The sequence below is a fragment of the Blastococcus sp. SYSU DS0616 genome (assembly GCF_054051015.1).
In genome coordinates this window covers 12,014-33,166 of record NZ_JBJHAJ010000039.1, presented here as the reverse complement: position 1 = coordinate 33,166, position 21,153 = coordinate 12,014, and the positions used below count along the sequence as shown (strand labels likewise).

Genomic DNA, 21,153 nt, shown 5'->3' with positions numbered 1-21,153 from the left:
CACCCGACGACCGGTCACGTACACATACGTCCCACCACCGGTCGGGGTCGACGCCAACCCGAACGACGCCCGGACATCGACATCGGTCGCCGACACCCCACCCAGATACGCCCCGGTGTTGTGACCGGCCCCCGGCAACTCGAACGACGCCACACCCGGGCTCACCGACAACCGGCTGGCCCCGGCCCACGCCGTCCACGCACCACCGACATCCGCAGCCCCCAGCCCACCCGACACCACCCGGTCGAAGGCGTCACTCGCGATCGATGGCAGCCCTTCCGGGGTGTGGACGGTGACCTGGTGCTCGGTCGCGGCCGTCCCGTTGCGGTCGTCGGTGACCGTCAGCCGCACCGTGTAGGTGCCCTGCGCGGCGTAGGTGTGCGCCGCCGTGGGGCCCATACCGGTCGCGCCGTCACCGAAGTCCCACGCGTAGGCGGCGACCCGCCCGTCCTGGTCGCTGCTACCGGAGGCGTCCACCGTGGCGGTGAGGCCGGCGACGGTCGCCGTGAACACCGCCGTCGGCGGGACGTTGGCCACCGTTACCCCGGTGCCCGCCGCGTGGTGCCGGGCGACCTGTTCCGCGGTGAGCACGGTCGGGTACACCGCCACCTCGTCGATGGACCCCGGGAAGTACGGGGCCCCCGACCAGCTCCGGTCGCCACCGATCCGCCAGTAGCCGGCGGGGATCTCCTGCGCCGAGATTCCGTCCGTGCGGCTGGCGACCAGCTTCCCGTCCACGTACAGCGACAGCCCGTTCGGGCCGAGCGTCGCGACCACGTGGTGGTACGACCCGTCGTTGTAGGTCTGCTGGCTCACGAGCTCGAACGGCATCCCCGGCCAGACCGCGAAGTGCAGCCTGCCGTCCGGGTCGAGCCAGAGGTGGCGGTCGTAGTTGTTGCTCAGCCCGGTCCGCTGGTCACCGAAGCCGATGATCTTCCCCCCGGTCGTGCTCCGGGTCTCGAACCACGCCTCGATGGAGAAGGTGTGCGGGCCACGCCGCGGCGACTGGGTAGCGAAGGTTCCGCTGGTGCCGTCGAAACGGGCACCGGCGTCGGAGTCGCCGCGGAGGGCACCGGTCACGCCGCGGGTGACCCCGCCGCTCGCCCCGAGGTCGTCGACGCCGCCCTGGTCGAAGGCGGTCGCACCCGAGCGCTCCCCCAGCGGCCAGTAGCCGGTGGCTCCGTCGGCGTGCACCAGGTCTGCGTAGAGACGTGCGACCCCAGCTCCCGACGAGGTCCCCGAGGCCGTGCCGATGACCACCTCGTTGCCGTACGGGTCGGACACCGTGACGCGATAGCTGTGCGCCCCGGCCGGCACCGCGCGATCGGTCCACGCCAGCGGTGCAGCCTGCCACCACTGTGAGGAACGGGTGAAGGTGGCGACGGGCGCCGTGGCGCCGTCCCGGTACACCCGGTAGGTGAGGTACCGGTTGTCCAGATCGGTGGCGCCCTGCCAGCCCACCCGCAGCGTGCCGGCGGCCACGGGCGTGACGCTCACCGCGCCGTTGACGCGGGGACCCTGTGCGTTCGGGGCGATCGAGGGCATGGCGAAGCGGACCAGGCCCTGCTGCGCCTTTCCGTTCACCGAGGGGAACTCGCCGCCGTACAGGAGGTACTGACCGTTGCCCGAGACGCTCCAGCCGCCCTGGTACTGGCGGGTGTAGGTGCCCACCGCGAACTCGGGGAACCAGGTGAGCAACGACGGCGCCGGCTGGCCGTTGAGGTTGTTGTTGCCGAGCGTGTCGCTGCCCACGCGGCCCGAGGCGGCGAGGCTCACGGCGGTGGCCCGCTTCCAGACCTGCGGGTCCTGCTCGGGGAAACCACCGATGTTGTTGCAGCGGTGGGCGTGCGTGGCGGTGTAGAGCGCGCCGTTCATCGGGAAGCTGGAGTAGCTGTCACCGCGGCAGTCGGCGATGAACCGCACGCCACCGCCAGCGGCGTCGGCGGCGAAGGCCCCCTCGAGGTTGCCGGGGCCGTAGTAGTCGTACGCCGTGCCGTAGACGGTCGCACCATCCGTGGACAGGCTCCAGACGGCGGAGTGCGCACCCTGGTTGGTCAGCAGCTGGTTGAGGGCGAAGGCGCGGTTGGCTCCGGAGACGGGGTCGAGCGCCGCGACCGCCGTGGCACGCGCCCCGTTCATCGAGTAGAAGCGGCCGCCGACGACGACCTGGTTCCCGCCGCCGGTGACCACGATCGCCATGACCTCGTTGGAGGTCCGACTGTTGGCGGCGGTGTCCGTCGTGCCGCCGATCGCCTTGCCGTTCGCGTCGAAGAGCGGCATCCGGTTGCCGTCCGTCGGGCCCGTGCCGGGGACCGGGGCCCACGGCAGCAGCGAGCCGTCGGCCGCCGACACCGCAGCGAGCCGGGTGCGGCTGACGCCGCCCACGGCGCTCAGGCTGCCGCCGAGGTAGACGGTGGAGGCGGTGGCGGCGAGGGCGCGGACCTGCCCGTTGACACTGGGCGCGAAGTTCTCCACCAGCGCACCGGTGCGGGTGTCGTACGCGGCGATCCGGTTGCGGACCTGGCCGTCGGCGCGGGTGAAGTCGCCGCCGACGTAGATGCGGGAACCGTCCGGGGAGGCGGTGACCGCCAGGGCCTGCCCGTTGAGGTCCGGCGCGAACGACGTAACCAGCTCACCGGTGCGGATGTCGTACGCCAGCAGGTTGTTCCGCACCGTCTCCCGGGTGCCCGGGGCGGCCCCGGCCGGACGGGCCCGCGTGAACGAGCCGGCCGCGTACACGGTGTCGCCCACGACGACCTGCGCCCAGACGACACCGTTGATTTGCACCGTCGGCAGGGCGTCGGCGGAGACCGTGACCGGATCGGTCGCGCTCACCGCCGGCGGCGCCGTGTCCGCGTGCGCCACGGGCACCCCGACACCGAACGCTGCCGCCGCGAGCACACCGCTCACCAGCCCGGCCAGCGCCCGCCTGGGCACACCGCTCGACCGTTCCCCCATGGATGGACTCCCCGCTCGTCTCCGTACGCAACCGTCCACCGAGGACGGTGCCGAACACTAAGCGTGACCAGAATCCGTACGACAGGGGCCGTCACCCCACTCGATCAGGTGACGACCAGGCACTATGCACACCACAGGCGAGCCAGCGGTGACTCTCCGTGTGCAGACGGACAGAGCTCCACCCCCCGGAACGCCGACGACCCCCGCCGCCGCGACGGATCGCAGCGGCGGGGGTCGCCGGTGGGGGGCAGGCGCCGCTCAGGGCGCAGCTCCCGTGAACAGCAGTAGCGGGGCCCCGGCCTGGTAACCGACCTCGACGGTGACCGAGTCGCGGGCGTCGGCGGGGACGGTGAACACGTAGACGCCGTCGGCGGAGGCGCCAGCGGCGACCATGCCGGTGAAGGGCCGCTGGGACGGGTCGTCCAGAGGGGACGCCGGCGCCCGGTCGGGGCCGTAGTAGAGGTTGACGGCCACGCCCGACAGCGATACCGCCGCCGATGTGCCGTTCTCGATCCGCACGGTCACCCGCAGCGCCGGTCCGGCGATGTTGCCCGGGCCGACCGCGGTCCCTTCGATCGCCTCCAGGGAGGGCAACGTCGCGACGATGCCGTTGCCCACAGGCGCCGGCGCGTCGAGCGGCACCTCCGGCAACGACGGCGGCGGAGCGTCGACGTCCTCGGTCGGTCCGGTCGGCTCGGGTGTGGGGGGCGGCGGCGGGACCGTCGGCTCCGCTGACCCCGTCGCCTCCGCGGGCTGAACCGATGACGGGGCCGCCGGATCAGCGCCGGCCGAGTTCGTCCGGTCGTCCTCACCCGTCAGGAGCAGCACCAAGCCGAGGGCCGCGACGAGCAGCACGGCCACCGCCGGGAGCAGCCACCGCCGGACGGCCGCGGCCCGCGGGGCAGGGGGCGGCGGAGGCAGCCCGTCGTCGTGGGGAGTGTTCATTGCGGCAGCCTTCCGATCTCGCCGAACCACTTGAGGCACGCCAGCGCGAGGTAGCCCGCGGTGGCGAGGAACAGCAGGGAGTAGGCGCCGACGAACACGTCGGGCGTCCCCAGCAGGACGAACACCCAGCAGAGCAGGCCGTAGTCCGTGGGCACGACCAGGAGCGAGCGGAGCACGCTGGGGCGCTCGTCGGTGCGCTCGGCCCGCGTCCGCGCCCCGTGCCGCTCGCGCAGCGCCTCGTTCAGCATGGTGCCGAAGAAGAGCACCGCGGCGACGACGCAGAACCCGAGGGGCACCAGCAGCCACACCCCCCGGGGCACCGCCTCGGAGCGGTAGAGGTGGATCAGCACGGCCAGGTGCAGTGACGAGGTCTTGGCCGCGTCCACCATGTGGTCGAGCCACTCGCCGGCGGGCGACCCGCCACCGCGCAGCCGGGCCAGCTGCCCGTCCGCGGCGTCGAACGCGTACCCGACCGCGAGGAGCACGGAGACGGCCACCCCGGTCGTCCACGACGGGCTCCCGAGCGCGAGCAGCACGATGGCCGAGGTGGTGAACACGGCGCTGACGCCCGTGACCACGTTGGGGGTCAGCCGCGCGTGGAAGGCCGCCGCAGCGAGGACCCGGCCCAGCTTGCGGTTGACGAACCGCGAGTAGGCAGGCGCCCCCTGGGCACCCTTCTGCGCCGCGGACAGGCGGCGCACCGTGGTCCGGAAGTCCTCGGCTCCCGTCGGGGCCGGCTGCGCGGCGCGGGTCGCCGTCACTGCTGAGCCCCGGGGAACGGGATGACGTCGGACGTCAGATCGGCCGGCCCGCCCGCCACCGACTCGTCCCTCGCCGCCGCCCGCGGGAAGGGGATCGGCGCAGGGAGCGAGCCGGGCTCGGGGAGGCGCCGGCCCGACGGGCGTCGGCTCGGCACCTGGCGCCCGGCCAGCCGGCGGGCGAGCTGCTCGTAGCCGGCGGCGACCGAGTCCCAGTCGTATCCCCGGGCCAGTTCGCGTGCCCGCACGCCGGCGCGGCGGACCGCGCCCGGGTCGGCCTCGGCGGCGTCCACGAGCGAGGCCACGTCCGCGGGGCTGCCGAAGAACCGGCCGGAGTCCTCGATCACCTCACGGTTGAAGTCCACGTCGTAGGCCAGGACGGCGGTACCGGCGCCGATCGCGCGCAGCAGCGAGGGATTGGTGCCACCGACCGAGTGACCGTGCAGGTAGGTGTAGGCGTGGGCGTAGAGCTGGTCGAGCTGCTCCTGGTCCCACACGCCGCCGAGGAAGCGCACCCGCCCATCGGCGAGCCCGTGCACCCGTGCGGTGTACGCGTCCGAGTAGGGGGCGGAGCCGACCACGACCAGCGGCTTGCGCGCCCGGCTGCGCCGGTACCCGTCGACGATGACGTCGACGTGGTTCTCCGGCTCGAATCGGGCGACCACGAGGTGGTACCCACCAGGGGTGAGCCCCAGCTCGGCGAGCTTGCCGGTGCCCGGTTCGATGATCGGGGCGCCGTAGGTCAGCAGTGTCGTGGGCACCCCGAACTCCGACCGGTAGTAGTCGGCGATGCCCTGGGCGTCGGCGATGAGGGCATCGGACCAGCGGACCGCCAGCGCCTCGGCCGCGCGGTAGTAGCGCTGCCCGATCGGGCCCCACTTGGCGCGCTTCCACTCCAGCCCGTCGACGTGCGTGGCGACCGGGATCCGGGCGGCGCGCAGGGCCGGGAGGAGGGGGGCGTTGGCCGCGTTGAAGACGAAGGCCGCGTCCGTGCGGTGCGCCAGCAGGTGGGCCACGGAGAGCGCCGAGTGGCTCAGCGTCTCCAGCGACCGCTTGCGGGCGGCGGGGAGGTGCATGAGCTCCATGCCGAGGTGGCGTTCGGGCCGAGCCTCCTGACCCGGGACGGTGCGGCAGTACACGACCACCTGGTGCCCCCGATCGGCGAGCCGGCGACCGACCTCCTCGACCGCGGTCTCGAACCCGCCGTAGCGCGCGGGTACGCCGCGCGTGCCGACCATGGCGATCCGCATGGCCCCTCCGTCCGTCTCCTGGTGCAGCGGAACCGGCCACCTGGGTGCCGTTCCACGTCCTCTCACCAGGAGCTTCGTCGCCTCGCGGGCCGGGGCGGACGGTTCCGGGGGCCGGATGACCCGTGCGGGTGACGCTCGCGAGGGGGAGGTCAGTAGGCGCCGGAGCGCGACAGCACGGCCCGCCCGGTCTTCCAGAGGATCACGACGTCCAGCGCCAGCGACCAGTTCTCCACGTACCGGAGGTCCAGGCGCACGGACTCCTCCCACGAGAGGTCGCTGCGGCCGGAGATCTGCCAGAGCCCGGTGAGCCCGGGCTTGACCAGCAGCCGGCGGCTCACCGAGGAGTCGTAGCGCGCCACCTCGGCGGGCAGCGGTGGGCGCGGCCCCACCAGCGACATGGCTCCGCCGAGCACGTTGAGCAGCTGGGGCAGCTCGTCGAGGGAGAGCCGGCGCAGCAGCCGCCCGACCGGCGTGACCCGCGGATCTGCCCGGATCTTGAACAGCGGGCCGTCGGAGATGTTCTCCGCGCGCAGGGCGTCGAGCTGCTGGTCGGCGTCGACCACCATGCTGCGGAACTTCAGCATCGTGAAGGTCCGCCCACCCAGGCCGACCCGCTCCTGGCGGTAGAGCACCGGGCCGGGGCTGGTGAGCCGCACGGCCGCGGCGATGAGCAGCAGCACCGGCGAGAGGGCGAGCAGCGCCAGAGCCGCCACGGCGCGGTCCATGCCGCCCTTGACGACGCGTCGCCACCCCTCGAAGCACGGCTCCTCCACCGCCAGCAGCGGCAGCCCCTCGAAGGGGCGGATGTGCAGCCGCGGCCCGGCGACCTCGATCAGGCCCGGGGCCACGAGAAGCTCGAGCCCGGTGCCCTCCAGCTGCCAGGACAGCTGCCGCAGGTACTGCGCCGCCGTCTCGCTGGCGGAGGTGACCGCGATGGTGTCCGCCCCGTAGGTGTCGGCGAGGAGCAGGACGTCGTCCAGGCCCGCCACGGGGACGCCGGCGCGCTCGGCGACCCGCACCCGGTCGGCCGGGGTGACGGCGGCGGCGACGACCTCCAGCCCGCCGAAGCGTTCCCGCTGCAGCCGCCCGACCAGCTCCAGCACCGCACCGCCACGCCCCACGACGACGACCTTCTTCGTGCACCGGCCCTGCGCCCGGAGGGCGCGCAGCCGGGTGCGGGCGGCGTACCGGCCGAGCAGCGTGGCGGCGGTGAGGGCAGGGATGGCCACGACGACGAGCGCGCGACTCAGCTCCAGCGCGGCGGCGTAGGAGAGGAAGCTGGTCCCGCCCAGGAGCAGCAGGCCTGCGCGGCCGACACGGCGGTACTCGTCGCTGCCGGTGCCGTACGACCGTTCGGAGTAGGCACCGGTGGCCGCCAGGAGCACCGGCCAGGCCAGCACGAGACCGAGCGCGGCCCAGAAGAGCGCCGTGCCCGGCCCGGCGGGTGCGGCACGGGCCAGCAGCACGGTGCCGCTCGCGACGGCGGCCAGCACGCTCTCCACCCCGACGAGCGTCACCGTGTAGGACCGCACCCAGGCCGGCGCGGAGCGACGGGCGGGCAGCCGCGTACGCCCGGGAGCGGCGGCGGATCCGCCGGGGGCCCCCGGCAGGATCACCTCACCCGAGCTCGCCTGCTGGCGGTCCAGAAGCATGCGCCCCCCCGAACGTCACGCACCGTAGTCGGCTACTGCCGCCGGCCGGCGCGCGGCGGCCTGAGCAGGGAAGCAACCCGGCACGTAGCGGTGCTGATCGAGAGCAACCCTCACAGCGCGTCAGGGCGGGCGTCAACACGAAGCGTCACCCTGTCACCCGATAGGGCCGCGGAACGCCCGGCGACGGTCGTCAGCCGCGGGGGTGGACCTGGTTCTGCGCGGCCTCCAGGCCGCTGGTGAGGAGGAGCTCGGTGGCGTCTGCGGCCTCCACGAGCAGCAGATCCAGCTCCTTGCGCTCGGTCGCCGAGAAGTCCTTCAGCACGAAGTCGGCGGCGTCCTGCCGACCGGGGGGCCGGCCGATGCCGACCCGCACCCGCAGGTAGTCCTTGGTGCCGGTGGACCGGGTGATCGAGCGCAGCCCGTTGTGGCCGCCCTCCCCACCCCCGCGCTTGAGCCGCACCACCCCGAAGTCGATGTCCAGCTCGTCGTGGACGACGACCAGCTGCTCGGCCGGGAGCTTGTGGTAGTCGAGCAGGCCGCGCACCGGGCCACCGGACTCGTTCATGTAGGTCGTGGGCTGCGCGAGCACGACTCGCCTGCCCGCCAGCCGGCCCTCGCCGGAGACCGCGCGGGAACGGGCACCCTTGCCCGGGGCGAGCCGGATCCCGGCTCGACGGGCGAGCTCCTCGAGGACCATCGCGCCGACGTTGTGCCGGTTGCCGGCGTACGCCGGCCCGGGGTTGCCCAGCCCGACGACCAGGTAGGGCCCCTCGGGCGGCGGGGACGCCGCAGGGGCGCCGGCGGTGCCGGCGCCCCTGCGGGCCGTGCTCTCGATCAGCGGATGCCTCAGTCGTTCTTGCTGTTCTCGGCGGCGTCCATCGACTCGCCGCTGCCCTGCGCCAGGGGCTCGGGGACGACGTCGCCCTCGCCGGCGCCCTCGGCCGCCTCCGCGGACTCCTCGCGCTCGATGCCGGCCTCGGCCTCGGCGTCGGCGAGCTCGGCCTCGAGCGCCTCGGCCGTGGGCGCACCCAGGAAGCCGATGACCAGTGCCTCGGGGTCGGTGATCAGGGTCGAACCGGCCGGCAGGACCAGGTCGCCGGCGGTGATGTTCTGCCCGGCGTCGCGGCCGGTGACGTCGACCTCGATGCTGTCCGGCAGGCGCGTCGCGTCCGCCTCGATGGAGACGGTGTTCAGCTGGTGGTTCGGGATGGCGTCCGGCGCCGGCTGACCGACGACGACGATCGGCACGTCGACGGTGGTCTTCTCGCCGCGGCGGACGACCAGCAGGTCGACGTGCTCGTGCACGCGGGTCAGCGGGTCGCGCTGGACGGCCTTGGTCAGCGCCAGCTGCTCCTTGCCGTCCAGGACGATGGTCAGCAGGGCGTTGGCGCCACCGTTGCGCAGCGCCGCGGCGAACTCGCGCGCCGGCAGCGAGAGGTGGACGACGTCCTGGCCGTGCCCGTAGAGGACGGCGGGGACGCGGCCGGCGCGCCGGGTGCGGCGGGCGCTGCCCTTGCCGAACTCGGTGCGGGTCTCGGCCTCGAGACGGTAGTCAGCCACGGTGAATGTGCTCCTCGGAAGGTGGATCGGTCTGCGGGCCGGCGACCGGGCGCAGCACACCCCACGGGGCACACGCACGTCGATCACGGAGTACGGGTGGACCGTCTCCCTCGCCGGGCAACGGGAGCCAGGTTACCCCAGCCCGGTCAGCCGCCGAGCACCGCGTCGAGCACCTGCCGCGCGCAGTCGTCGACCGTCCGCCCACTGGTGCCGACGGTGACCTCGGCATCGGTCGGCGCCTCGTACGGATCGCTGATCCCGGTGAACGCCGGGATCTCCCCGCGCCGCGCCTTGGCGTAGAGCCCCTTGCGGTCGCGCGCCTCGCAGTCCGCCAGCGACGTCGCCACGTGCACCAGCACGAAGCTGCCCGGTCCGGCCTGCCGCTCGACCTCCCTGCGGACGGCGGTGCGCACCTCGGCGTAGGGGGCGATGGGGGCGCAGACCGCGACACCGCCGTGCTTGGCGATCTGCGCGGCCACCCAGCCGATGCGCAGGACGTTGGTGTCCCGGTCGGCCCGCGAGAAACCCAGGCCCGCGGAGAGGTGGTGGCGCACCTCGTCGCCGTCGAGCAGCGTCACGGTCCGCCCACCCTCGACCAGCAGCTCCACCAGGCGGGCGGCGATGGTCGACTTGCCGGCGCCGGAGAGCCCGGTGCAGAAGACGACGAGCCCCCCGGTGCGGGGCGGGGCGACGCCGAGCTCGCTGCCCAGCAGGGTCGCCCCGTACGCGGCGGCGACCTCCTCGGCCGGGACCTCGGGGCTCCCCGGCGTCACCGGGACCGGCAGGACGACGACCTCCCGCCCCCCGGTGCGGACCGGTCCCCAGGCGGCGGCACGCTGCGCCAGCGCCGCGGAGTCCGGCGGGAGCCCGGCCGCCGGCAGCAGCACCAGCAACCGGGGCGGCAGGCTCGAGACGTCGGCCGGCGGGGCACCGACCCAGGCGGCCGGGGACTGCCAGCCACGCTCGCGGAGCCGGGCCGCCACCGCGGCCGGCGGCTCCCAGCGCGGCACCTCCGCGACGGTCAGGTCCTCGCCGTCGGAGGTCGCCACGACCACGCCCTGGGCGTCCTCGTACTCCTCCGCGGCGGGCAGGTCCGGCGCGGAGCCGACCAGGCCGAAGTGGTAGCGGGCGACGGCGGCGACCTGCGCGTCACCGAGTCTGCAGCGAGCCGGCACGCCGGCCATCCTCCCAGGGGACGACCGGCGGGCGCGGACCGGTGTGTCAGCTGGCGCCGTCGAACAGGCTGGTGACCGAGCCGTCCTCGAAGACCTCCTTGATCGCCCGCGCGAGCAGCGGGGCGATGGAGAGGACGGTGAGCTTGTCGAACTGCCGCTCCGGCTCGATCGGCAGCGTGTTGGTCACGATGACCTCGCTGACCTTGCTGTTGGACAGCCGCTCGACCGCGGGGCCCGACAGCACGCCGTGCGTGGCCGTGACGATCACGTCGGCGGCGCCCGCTTCGAACAGCGTCTCGGCGGCCTTCACGATCGTGCCGCCGGTGTCGATCATGTCGTCGACCAGGATGCAGACCCGGCCCTCGACCTCACCGACGACGCGGTTGGCGACGACCTCGTTGGCGACCAGCGGGTCGCGGGTCTTGTGGATGAAGGCCAGCGGGGTGCCGCCGAGCTTGTCGCTCCACCGCTCGGAGACCCGGACCCGGCCGGAGTCCGGCGAGACGACGGTGATGTCGCGGTCGCCCCAGCGGTCGCAGACGTGCTTGACCAGCAGGTCGAGGGCGAAGAGGTGGTCGACCGGGCCGTCGAAGAAGCCCTGGATCTGGGCGGTGTGCAGGTCGACGGTCATCAGCCGGTCGGCGCCGGCGGTCTTGAACATGTCGGCGACCAGCCGGGCGGAGATGGGCTCGCGCCCGCGGTGCTTCTTGTCCTGCCGGGCGTAGGGGAAGAACGGCGCGACGACGGTGATCCGCTTGGCCGAGGCGCGCTTGAGCGCGTCGACCATGATCAGCTGCTCCATCAGCCACGTGTTGATCGGGGCGGTGTGGCTCTGCACCACGAAGGCGTCGCAGCCGCGCACCGACTCCTCGAAGCGCACGAACAGCTCGCCGTTGGCGAACTCGTAGGCGGCCGTCGGGGTGGGGGTCACGCCCAGGTGACCGGCGATCTCGTCGGCCAGCGCGGGGTAGGCCCGGCCGGAGAAGAGCATCATGCTCTTGTTCGTCGTCTGCCGGATGGCGCTCATCGGCTCGCTGCCCCTAGCTGTCGGAGTCCGCACGGGAGGGCCCGGACCGGTCCTCCCCGGGTGCCTCGGTCCGGTTCTCGGCCGCTGCCGCGGCCTCCGCAGCGGGCGAACCGGGCCGTCGGCGACGTACCCAGCCTGCCACATTGCGCTGGGGTGCCCGGGCGACGGCCATCGCCCCGGGGGGCACATCGGAGGTGATGACCGACCCCGCGGCGGTGTAGGCGCCGTCGCCCACCGTGACCGGCGCCACGAACATGTTGTCGGCGCCGGTGCGCGCGTGGTCGCCGATCGTCGTGCGGTGCTTGGCCACGCCGTCGTAGTTGACGAACACGGTGGCCGCCCCGATGTTGGTGCCGCGGCCGATCGTGGCGTCGCCGACGTAGGACAGGTGCGGGATCTTCGCGCCCTCCCCCACCTGCGCGTTCTTCGTCTCCACGAAGGTGCCGACCTTCGCCCCGGCCGCGAGGTCGGTGCCCGGCCGCAGGTAGGCGAACGGGCCGACCGAGACCCGCGGACCGATCCGCGCACCGACCGCGTGCGCCCGCACCACGGTGGCCCCCTCCCCCACCTCGGTGTCGACCAGCGTGGTGTCCGGGCCCACGTGGGCAGCATCACCCACCGAGGTCACCCCCTGGAGGTGCGTGCCGGGCTCCAGGACGGCGTCGCGGCCCACCGTCACGGTGACGTCGACCCACGTGGTGAGCGGGTCGACGACGGTGACGCCGCTGCGCATGAGCTCGGCGAGCACCCGGTCGTTGAGGGTGCGCCGGCGGGCGGCCAGCTCCACCCGGTCGTTGCAGCCGAGCACGTCGTCGGGATCCTCGGCACGCACCCCGCCGACCGGCGCCCCGTCGCCGACGAGCAGACCGAGGACGTCGGTGACGTAGAGCTCGCCCTGGTCGTTGCCGGCGTCGATGCGGCCCAGCGACGACCGGAGGACCGCGGCGTCGCCGACGTAGACGCCGGCGTTGATCTCGCGGATCGCCCGCTGCTCCGGTGTGGCGTCGCGCTGCTCCACGATCGCGCGCACCCGGCCGTCGGCGTCCCGCACGATGCGGCCCAGACCGGTCGGGTCGGCCACCTCCGCGGTGAGGACCGTGAGCACGTTCCCCGCCCGCAGGTGCTCGTCCACCAGGCGCGCCACGGTCGCCGCCCGGAGCAGCGGTGCGTCACCGTTGACCAGCAGCACCGGCCCCTCGAGTTCCGGGACCGCGGCCAGGGCGACCGCGGCCGCGTGCCCCGAGCCCAGCTGCTCCTCCTGGACGACGGGCAGCGCGGTGGGCGCGATCTGCGCCAGGTGCTCCTCGACCTGGTCGCGACCGGAGCCGACCACCACGACCGTCGCGCCGGCGCCGAGCGGCTCCGTGGCGGCGAGCACGTGGCCGAGCATGCTGCGCCCGCCCAGCGGGTGCAGCACCTTCGGGGTGGTCGAGCGCATGCGGGTGCCCTGCCCGGCGGCCAGGACGACGACGGCGGCCACCGCCGGCGCGGCGTGGGCAGGGGCCGGCTGCACGTGGGTCACGGAACTCCTCGATCGGCGTCGGCGGGTTGCGCTGGGGGACTCGGACTCGAACCGAGACTTCCCGGCTCCAAAGGCCGGCGGGCTGCCGATTACCCCATCCCCCATCCCCGGGCCGTGCCGGCCCGGAGGGCGCCGGGGAGCGGCGCCCGGGACGAGCCTAGGGCCCCGCCGGCGTGGGCAGCACCCGCGTGGGGACCGATTCCCCGCCGTCGGCTCGCCGACTCACCCGGGGTGCCGTACGTTACGGCCACGCAGCCGGGCCCCAGTGCGCGCCGGCCGATCCCCCACCGGTCGCCCTCGGAGGCCCCTTGTCTGCTCCTGCCCGCACCCGGCCCATGGCTCCTCCGCGTCCCGCGGAACCGCACGCCGGGCTCCCGGCCAACGCGATCGGCCGACGCAAGAGCGTCCTGGAGATCGTCACCCTCTACGTCTTCGTGGTGGTGCCCTTCCTCGCCCTGGCGGCCGTCGTCCCGGCCGTGTGGGGCTGGGGGCTGTCCTGGCTCGACGTGGGGCTCGCCGTCGGCTTCTACTTCTTCACGCTCCTCGGCGTGACCGTGGGCTACCACCGGTACTTCACGCACGGCTCCTTCAAGGCCAAGCGCCCGCTCCGGCTGCTGCTGGCCGTCGCCGGGTCCATGGCGGTGCAGGGCCCGGTCGTGCAGTGGGTGGCCGACCACCGGCGGCACCACGCCTTCTCCGACCGCGACGGCGACCCGCACTCGCCGTGGCGCTACGGCAGCGACGCCCGCGCGCTGCTCAAGGGCATGTTCCACGCCCACCTCGGCTGGCTGTTCGAGCGGCGCAAGACCAGCCAGGAGCGCTACGCACCCGACCTGATGAAGGACTCCGCGCTGGTCACCACCGACCGGCTGTTCGTGGTGTGGGCGGCGATCAGCCTTTTCCTCCCGGCCGTCATCGGCGGCCTGGTGACGATGAGCTGGGCCGGCGCCTGGACGGCGTTCTTCTGGGCGGGGCTGGTCCGCATCGCGCTGCTGCACCACGTCACCTGGTCGATCAACTCGGTCTGCCACGTGGTCGGCGACCGCCCGTTCGTCTCCCCGGGCCGTGACCGCGCGACGAACTTCTGGCCGCTGGCGATCCTCAGCGCGGGCGAGTCGTGGCACAACCTCCACCACGCCGACCCGACCTGCGCCCGGCACGGCGTGCTGCGCGGGCAGATCGACATCAGCGCCCGCACCATCTGGGTGTTCGAGAAGCTCGGCTGGGCCTGGAACGTCAAGTGGCCCGACCCCGTGCGGCTGGCGGCCAAGCGGCGGCTGCCCGCGGCCACCGGCAGCTGAGCTCCGGAGCCCGCGGGGCGATCCCGCGGGCTCCCGTCAGGCGGTCGGCCGGGCCCCGGGGACCGGGCCCGTGACGGCCCGCACCGTGCGGAACGCGCCGACGCCGGCGAGCTCGGCCGCGAGCCGGACGGCGGACCGCTCGTCGGCCGCGAGCGCGGCCACCGTGGGTCCCGAGCCGCTCACCAGCACGGCGCGGGCGCCGGCGTCCTCGGCCGCGCGCAGCGCCCGGCGCAGCTCCGGCCGCAGGGCCAGGGCGGCCGGCTGCAGGTCGTTGACCAGGGCAGCGGCGAGCTCCGTCGTCGAGCCCGAGCGCAGCGCGGCGAGCACCGGGTCGGCCGGCGTCGGCCCGGCCGCGTCGGGCAGCCGGCCGGCGGCGCGCATCCGGTCGAGCTCGGCGTAGACGGCCGGGGTGGACAACCCCTCCCCGGCGATGCCGAGCACCCAGTGCCAGCGCCCGCCGGTGAGCACCGGTGAGACCTGCTCCCCCCGGCCCGTGCCCAGGGCGACACCGCCGACGAGGGCGAACGGCACGTCGCTGCCCAGCTCGGCGGCGAGCGACAGCAGGTCCTCGCGGCCGGCCCGGGTCCCCCAGAGCGCGTCCAGCGCCACCAGCGTCGCCGCCGCGTCGGCGCTGCCGCCGGCCAGCCCCGCGGCGACCGGGATGCTCTTGGACACCTCCAGGTCGGCGTCGGCGCGGACGCCCGCGTGCGCGGCGAGCAGCTCCGCGGCCCGCCAGACCAGGTTGGTGCGGTCGGCGGGCACCTGTCCCGGGCCGTCGGCCGCGCCGGCCCCTTCCCCGGTCACCCGCAGGGACAGCCCCTCGCCCGGCCGCGCGGTGACGGTGTCGTGCAGCGACACGGCGAGGTAGACGGTCTGCAGCGCGTGGAACCCGTCGGCGCGCAGGGGTCCCACGCCCAGGTGCACGTTGATCTTCGCCGGCGCCCGGACGACCACCGCGTCCCGGCCGCTCACGGCTGCACCGCTCCGGTGCCGGCCAGCCGGGCGAAGTCGGCGAGGGAGAGCTGCTCACCGCGGGCGGAGGGCTCGATGCCGGCGGCGCGCAGGCGCGCCTCGGCCGCGGCGGGGCCGCCGGCCCAGCGGGCCAGCGCCGCCCGCAAGCCCTTGCGCCGCATGCCGAAGGCCGCGTCCACCACGGCGAAGGTCGCCTCCCGGTCCCCCGCTGGGGGCGGCCGGCGGACGAGGGCCACCAGCCCCGAGTCGACGTTGGGCTCGGGCCAGAAGACCCGGCGGCCGACGTTGCCGGCCCGGCGCACCTCGCCGTACCAGGCGGCCTTGACCGAGGGGACGCCGTACGCGGACGTCCCGGGCGCGGCGGCCAGCCGTTCGGCCACCTCCGCCTGCACGAGCACCAGCGCCCGGTCGAGGGTGGGCAGCAGCTCGAGCAGGTGCAGCAGCACCGGCACCGCGATGTTGTAGGGCAGGTTCGCCACCAGCGCGGTGGGCGGGGGCCCGGGCAGCTCCTGGACCCGCAGCGCGTCGGCCTGGACCACGGTGAGCCGGTCGGCGAGGTCGGGGCGGCGCGCGGCGACGGTCTCGGGCAGGAGCGCGGCCAGCCGCGGGTCGATCTCCACCGCCGTCACCTGCGCGGCGGCCGGCAGCAGGCCGAGGGTCAGCGAGCCCAGCCCGGGACCCACCTCTAGGACGACGTCGTCGGGCCGCAGGTCCGCGGTCCGCACGATCCGCCGGATCGTGTTGGCGTCGTGCAGGAAGTTCTGCCCGAGGGTCTTGGTGGGGCGCAGGTCGAGCCGCTGGGCCAGCTCGCGGATGGCGGCCGGGCCCAGCAACCCGTCCGGCTGCTCGGGTGCGGTGCTCAGCGGATCAGCTGAACAGGCGGGGGCCGCAGTGCGGCCACTGGCCCGCTCCGGAGCGCTGGTACAGCAGCTGGGCGCGGTAGGTCTGCTCGTCGGCCGACGCGGCCGCCGGGTCACCGGCCCCCCCGACCGCGTTCCAGGTGGCCTGCGAGAACTGGTACATGCCGCGGTACTTGCCGGTGCCGCTGACCGCGTTCGGGCGCCCGCCGGACTCGCACGCGGCCAGCGCCGACCAGTTCAGGCCGTCGGCGGCAGGGCGGTTGGTCGGGCGGGCCTTGGTGCCGACCGTGACGTGCTCGTCGACCGGCGCGCGGGTGACGGTGCGGGAGAGCTCCTCGCGGCTGGTCTCGCGACCGTCGACGACGGTCACCCGGTAGGTCGTCGACTGCTCGCCGTCGACGCCCGGGACGGTCACCGTCTCGTCACCCTGGAACGCCTCGGCGTCCTTGGTCTCCACCCGCCCGTGGGCGATGGGGGTCGTCTCGGTGACCTCGGAGACCTGCACCCGGTACACCTGCAGCCGCATGCGGTTGAGCAGGGCCTGGGACGGCCGCAGGCTGGTGCGGTCGGTCTCGCTGAGCGCGATGCCCTGGTCGGCGAGCAGGTCGCCGGCCGTGGCGGCGGTGGTGGTGACCACCCGCTCCTGCCCGTCGGCGACCAGCACGACGTCCTTCGGCGTGGTGATGCTCAGCTGCATCCCCTCCAGCGGGAGGCGATCGCTGCGGCTGGCCGAGAGCACCAGGCCGTCGGCGCGGAAGCCCAGCTGGTCCAGCGCCTCCTCGACCGACAGGGCGGTGACCTGCACCTGGCGCGAGACGCCGTCCACGGTCAGCTCGAGCGGCCGGGCCCGGGTGAGGACGACGGCGTCGCCGTCGGCCACCGCCTGATCGGGCGACGGGAGCACGACGTCGTGGGCGGTGAGCGTGAGCCCCTCGTCCTCCAGCACCTCGGCCACCGTGCCGGCGTAGGTGCCGACGTCCCGGGTCTGCCCGTCCACGGTCAGCGAGACGGACTTCTGGGCGAGGAAGAAGGCCAGCGTCCCGCCCACCAGTCCGAGCAGGACGAGGGCGAAGAGGCTGAGCTGCAAGGAGCGGCGCACGACACTTCCAGGGGTCACAGAACCCGGGCAGGAGGGTGACGGGGCCGCCGGAGCGGCCTCGGCCGCTCGGCGGCCCGGGCGGCGGCCGGCGGATTCCCCCGCGATGGCGCCACCCGGTCGTTCCTCCACCCCGGCTGTCGGTCACGACACGATAACGAACACTCTGCGCGTGGCGATGGTGCACGAACAGTGAAGCAGCAGTCGGCGCCTCCACTGTGTCGACTCGCCGACACGAGCAGTGACGACCGCGCCGAGATCGGGCGCCGTGCGGGTCGACCGCCGCCCGGATGCGCGGTGATCAAGCACACGGCGTAAGGGGTGCCCCGGACGGGCACGCGGCCGATCTCAGCCGGCGAGCGCGACCGCGCTGGACCGCACCGGGCGCAGCCAGCTCAGCAGGAAGGCGGCCACCGCGAGCCCCGCGGCCAGCGCGGAGAAGCCCCCGGCCACGAACGCGACGGGCAGCACGTCGAAGCCCTCGCCGATCTGGTCCCCCAGGTCCAGGCCGACCCGGAGCAGCAGCGTGCCCAGCGGCAGCAGGGCGCTCACGCTCGCGGCGGCGACGACCAGGTGCGCCGTCCAGGTGCGCAGCGCCTCGTCCACGGGCACGTCGGCGCCGTCGGCGGGCAGCGGACGGAGGAGGGCGCGCAGCAGCGCCACCTCGGCCAGCAACCAGGCGGCCAGCGGCACGGCGACGGCCGCCCAGGCCACGGCACCCCCGAGGTCACCCGAGGACCACAACCACCCGGCCAGCAGCAGCTCGGCGGCGACCACCACCCGCATCGTCCACACCAGCCAGCCCGAGATCTGCTCCCCCTGGCGCGGTCGCCGGGCCGGCGAGCTCAGCTGCCAGCGCGGTCGCGGCCGGGTGACCTCGGCCAGCAGGACGCCCGCCAGCGAGCCGACCACGAGCAGCGGCAGCCACAGGAACACCGAGGCCTCGGCGAGCACCACCACGCTGGCCACGATCCCGGCGATGCCCAGGAGCAGGCCCAGCCACCGCCAGCGACGGCCGTGCAGCGCCTGACGCTGCAGGACCGCGGCCCCCTCCCGGGTGGGCTGGGCCAGCTCCACCCCCGCGGCGGCGACGGCCCGCCGCCCGGCCGCCAGCCCCCAGGCGCGGGCCAGCAGGACGCCCGGCACCAGCAGAGCGACGAAGACCACGACGGCGATGAGACGACCCACGGTGTTGATTGTCGTCCTACCGGACGACACCGCCACCAATTGCCGTCCCCATTTGCGCGGAGCCCTCCCCGTCCCGCCCCGCGAGCCATCCGGGCCCCCGCTCGGCGGGACCCGCTCCGCGGTGACGGGATGGAACGGCCACCCTTCGGGGACCCGCACCGAGCGGAGCGCGGCGCGGGGGGAGGGTGGTCCTTCTACCAGCTGCCGAAGACGCGCTCGGCGGTGGCGGTGAGGGCGTGGCAGAGCTCCGTCAGGTCGGTCCCGGTCACCTCTGCGAGTGCGCGGACCGTGTGCGGCACCAGCCGGGAGGCGTTGGGGCGACCCCGGAACGGCACCGGGGTCAGGAACGGGGAGTCGGTCTCCACCAGCAGCTGGCCGACCGGGGTCAGGGCCGCGGCCTCGCGCAGGTAGCCGGCGTTGGCGAAGGTCAGCGTGCCGGCGAAGGAGAGCACGTACCCGCGCGCCACGCACGCCCGCGCGAACGCCGCGTCACCGGAGAAGCAGTGCATGACGACGTGCTCGGGCGCGCCCTCGTCGTCGACGACCCGGAGGATCTCCTCGTGCGCGTCCCGGTCGTGGATGACCAGCGCGACGCCGTGCTCCTTGGCGATGCGGATGTGCGCCCGGAACGACGCCTCCTGGGCGGCCCACCCGTCGGGACCGGTGCGGAAGCGGTCCAGCCCCGTCTCCCCCACCGCCCGCACGCGCGGCAGCGCCGCCAGGCGGTCGATCTCGGCGAGCGCGTCGTCGTCCGCCTTCCCCGCGCCGGCCTCGTTCGGGTGCAGCGCGACGGCGGCGAGCACGTTGGGGTGCCGGGCCGCCAGCTCGGCCGACCACCGGGACGACGCGACGTCGACCCCGACCTGCACCAGCCGCGGGATCCCGACCGCCTCCGCCGCGGCGATCTCCGCGTCGACGGCGGCCTCGGACGCCCACTCGCCGTGCTCGTCCCCGGCCGGCCGCTCCCCCAGCACGATGTCCAGGTGGGTGTGGCTGTCCAGCGCGGGCGCCGGCAGCGGCTCTGGCGACGGCGGCGCCTCACCCCGCCGGTTCGCGCGGGCGGCGGCGCTCCGACTCACTCGCCGCCCTCCTCCAGGCGCCGGATCTCCTCCTCGACGACGGACTCGTCGAGCTTGGTGAAGATCGGCTTCGGCGGGGCCAGCGGCGTACCGGGCGGCGCCAGCGGCGTGGAGGCCCAGACGGCCTGGCCCTGCTCGTAGTCGCCGGTGATGACCGGGTACGGCGAGCCGTCGTCGAGGTCGGTGACCTCCTCGATCCGCGGCGCGACCGACCAGGTGCCGGTGCCGCCGAGCAGCTCGTGCACCTGCTGGGCGGAGTGCGGGAGGAACGGGGTCAGCAGGGCGTTGCAGTCCTTGATCGCCTGCAGCGCGGTGTGCAGGACGGTGTCCCGGCGGGCCGGGTCCTCCTTGAGCTTCCACGGCGCCTGGTCCGACAGGTACTTGTTGGCCTCGCCGACCACCCGCATCGCCTCGCCGATCGCGGCCTTCTGCCGGTTGCGGGCGAGCAGCTCGCCGACGGGTGCGAACGCGCCGGAGGTGGTGGCCAGCAGGGCGCGGTCGTCCTCGGTCAGCTCGCCGGGCGTCGGGACGGCGCCCACGTTCTTCGCCGCCATGGACACCGACCGGTTGACCAGGTTCCCCCAGCCGGCGACCAGCTCGTCGTTGTTGCGCCGGCGGAACTCCGCCCAGGTGAAGTCGGTGTCCTGGTTCTCCGGGCCGGCGACGGCGATGAAGTAGCGCAGCGCGTCGGCGTCGTAGCGGGCCAGGAAGTCACGCACGTAGATGACGACCTGCCGGGAGGAGGAGAACTTGCGCCCCTCCATGGTGAGGAACTCGCTGGAAACCACCTCGGTGGGCAGGTTCAGCCGGCCCAGCGAGCCCGGGGTGCCGCCCTTGTCGCCCTCGCCGTTGTAGCCGAGCAGCTGGGCGGGCCAGATCTCGGAGTGGAAGACGATGTTGTCCTTGCCCATGAAGTAGTAGGCGGACGCATCCGGCGTCTGCCACCACTGGCGCCAGGCGTCCGGGTCCCCGGAGCGGCGGGCCCACTCGATCGACGCCGACAGGTAGCCGACGACGGCGTCGAACCAGACGTAGATGCGCTTGTCGTTGCGGTCGCGCCAGCCGTCCAGCGGCACCGGGACGCCCCAGTCGATGTCGCGGGTGTAGCTGCGCGGCTTGAGGTCCTCCAGCAGGTTGACGCTGAAGTTCAGGACGTTGGGCCGCCAGCTCTTCCGGGTGGCGAGCCAGTCGCCGAGCGCCCGGGTGAAGGCGGGCAGGTCGAGGAAGTAGTGCTCCTCCTCGACGAACTTCGGCGTCTCGCCGTTGATCTTGCTGACCGGGTTGATCAGCTCGACCGGGTCGAGCTGGTTGCCGCAGTTGTCGCACTGGTCGCCGCGCGCGCCGTCGTACCCGCAGATCGGGCAGGTGCCCTCGATGTAGCGGTCGGGCAGGGTGCGGCCGGTCGAGGGGCTGATCGCGCCGAGCGTCGTCTTCGGGAAGACGTAGCCGTTCTTCAGCAGGCCGAGGAAGATCTCCTGGCTGATCTGCGCGTGGTTGGCCGTCGTCGTCCGGGTGAACAGGTCGTAGCTCAACCCCAGCGACTGCAGGTCGCCCACGATGATCCGGTTGTTCCGGTCGGCGATCTGCCGGGGCGTGATCCCCTCGGCGTCGGCGGCGACCGTGATCGGGGTGCCGTGCTCGTCGGTGCCGCTCACCATCAGCACCCGGTCACCGGCCATCCGGTGGTAGCGGCTGAAGACGTCGGAGGGGACGCCGAAGCCGGAGACGTGGCCGATGTGCCGCGGGCCGTTGGCGTAGGGCCACGCGACGGCGGTCAGGATGTGCCGATCACTCACGCCGGTGAGCCTAG

The 21,153-nt window shown here is 74.2% G+C and carries 17 protein-coding genes and 1 tRNA gene; 1 reads left to right on the top strand and 17 read right to left on the bottom strand.

Translation table 11 applies throughout. The features are described from left to right. From ACI79K_RS19905 to ACI79K_RS19855, 11 genes are all read right to left on the bottom strand, one after another. Positions 1-2,958: LamG-like jellyroll fold domain-containing protein (locus ACI79K_RS19905; RefSeq protein ID WP_456600578.1), on the bottom strand; the 2,958-nt coding region annotated here is incomplete at its 3' end. A gap of 258 nt (positions 2,959-3,216) precedes the next feature. Then, complete coding sequence (locus ACI79K_RS19900) at positions 3,217-3,903, bottom strand: hypothetical protein (protein WP_456590850.1); 687 nt, start codon at positions 3,901-3,903, stop codon at positions 3,217-3,219. Beyond that, a complete protein-coding gene (locus ACI79K_RS19895; protein WP_456600577.1) occupies positions 3,900-4,664 on the bottom strand; it encodes a CDP-alcohol phosphatidyltransferase family protein in 765 nt (254 codons plus the stop codon). The genes ACI79K_RS19900 and ACI79K_RS19895 overlap by 4 nt, the downstream gene beginning before the upstream one ends. After that, complete coding sequence (locus ACI79K_RS19890; protein ID WP_456600576.1) at positions 4,661-5,911, bottom strand: DUF1972 domain-containing protein; 1,251 nt, start codon at positions 5,909-5,911, stop codon at positions 4,661-4,663. Before ACI79K_RS19890 ends, ACI79K_RS19895 begins: the two co-directional genes overlap by 4 nt. A gap of 149 nt (positions 5,912-6,060) precedes the next feature. Continuing rightward, positions 6,061-7,563, bottom strand: coding sequence for a sugar transferase (locus ACI79K_RS19885; protein WP_456590853.1), 1,503 nt, complete (start codon positions 7,561-7,563; stop codon positions 6,061-6,063). 190 nt (positions 7,564-7,753) lie between these two features. Further along, positions 7,754-8,311 (bottom strand): aminoacyl-tRNA hydrolase, encoded by a 558-nt coding sequence (gene pth, locus ACI79K_RS19880; RefSeq protein ID WP_456600579.1) that lies wholly within the window; start codon positions 8,309-8,311, stop codon positions 7,754-7,756. Between the two features lie 98 nt (positions 8,312-8,409). Next, positions 8,410-9,123 (bottom strand): 50S ribosomal protein L25/general stress protein Ctc, encoded by a 714-nt coding sequence (locus tag ACI79K_RS19875; RefSeq protein ID WP_456590854.1) that lies wholly within the window; start codon positions 9,121-9,123, stop codon positions 8,410-8,412. Positions 9,124-9,269: 146 nt separating this feature from the next. Beyond that, complete coding sequence (gene cysC, locus ACI79K_RS19870; RefSeq protein ID WP_456600575.1) at positions 9,270-10,307, bottom strand: adenylyl-sulfate kinase; 1,038 nt, start codon at positions 10,305-10,307, stop codon at positions 9,270-9,272. 37 nt (positions 10,308-10,344) lie between these two features. Further along, the gene (locus ACI79K_RS19865) at positions 10,345-11,325 is read right to left on the bottom strand and encodes a ribose-phosphate diphosphokinase (RefSeq protein ID WP_456590856.1); all 981 of its coding nucleotides are present in this window, start codon (positions 11,323-11,325) and stop codon (positions 10,345-10,347) included. Between the two features lie 13 nt (positions 11,326-11,338). After that, positions 11,339-12,847: a bifunctional UDP-N-acetylglucosamine diphosphorylase/glucosamine-1-phosphate N-acetyltransferase GlmU gene (gene glmU / locus ACI79K_RS19860; RefSeq protein WP_456590857.1), complete on the bottom strand. Its 1,509-nt coding sequence runs from the start codon at positions 12,845-12,847 to the stop codon at positions 11,339-11,341. Between the two features lie 31 nt (positions 12,848-12,878). Then, positions 12,879-12,951 (bottom strand) — tRNA-Gln (locus tag ACI79K_RS19855). A gap of 204 nt (positions 12,952-13,155) precedes the next feature. On the opposite strand from ACI79K_RS19855, the gene ACI79K_RS19850 reads away from it, so the two are divergent. After that, a complete protein-coding gene (locus ACI79K_RS19850) occupies positions 13,156-14,148 on the top strand; it encodes an acyl-CoA desaturase (RefSeq protein ID WP_456600574.1) in 993 nt (330 codons plus the stop codon). Positions 14,149-14,184: 36 nt separating this feature from the next. Here the strand turns inward: ACI79K_RS19850 and ACI79K_RS19845 are convergent, their stop codons facing one another. The 6 genes from ACI79K_RS19845 to metG all read right to left on the bottom strand — a co-directional run bounded on the left by ACI79K_RS19845 (position 14,185) and on the right by metG (position 21,139). Continuing rightward, the gene (locus ACI79K_RS19845) at positions 14,185-15,120 is read right to left on the bottom strand and encodes a 4-(cytidine 5'-diphospho)-2-C-methyl-D-erythritol kinase (RefSeq protein WP_456590859.1); all 936 of its coding nucleotides are present in this window, start codon (positions 15,118-15,120) and stop codon (positions 14,185-14,187) included. Beyond that, a complete protein-coding gene (gene rsmA / locus ACI79K_RS19840) occupies positions 15,117-15,953 on the bottom strand; it encodes a 16S rRNA (adenine(1518)-N(6)/adenine(1519)-N(6))-dimethyltransferase RsmA (RefSeq protein ID WP_456590860.1) in 837 nt (278 codons plus the stop codon). Before rsmA ends, ACI79K_RS19845 begins: the two co-directional genes overlap by 4 nt. 34 nt (positions 15,954-15,987) lie before the next feature. Further along, the gene (locus ACI79K_RS19835; protein WP_456600573.1) at positions 15,988-17,079 is read right to left on the bottom strand and encodes a ubiquitin-like domain-containing protein; all 1,092 of its coding nucleotides are present in this window, start codon (positions 17,077-17,079) and stop codon (positions 15,988-15,990) included. Positions 17,080-17,424: 345 nt separating this feature from the next. Further along, complete coding sequence (locus ACI79K_RS19830) at positions 17,425-18,264, bottom strand: hypothetical protein (RefSeq protein WP_456590862.1); 840 nt, start codon at positions 18,262-18,264, stop codon at positions 17,425-17,427. Between the two features lie 194 nt (positions 18,265-18,458). Then, the gene (locus ACI79K_RS19825) at positions 18,459-19,343 is read right to left on the bottom strand and encodes a TatD family hydrolase (RefSeq protein ID WP_456600572.1); all 885 of its coding nucleotides are present in this window, start codon (positions 19,341-19,343) and stop codon (positions 18,459-18,461) included. Beyond that, positions 19,340-21,139 (bottom strand): methionine--tRNA ligase, encoded by a 1,800-nt coding sequence (gene metG / locus ACI79K_RS19820; RefSeq protein WP_456600571.1) that lies wholly within the window; start codon positions 21,137-21,139, stop codon positions 19,340-19,342. Before metG ends, ACI79K_RS19825 begins: the two co-directional genes overlap by 4 nt. Positions 21,140-21,153: the final 14 nt, after the last annotated feature.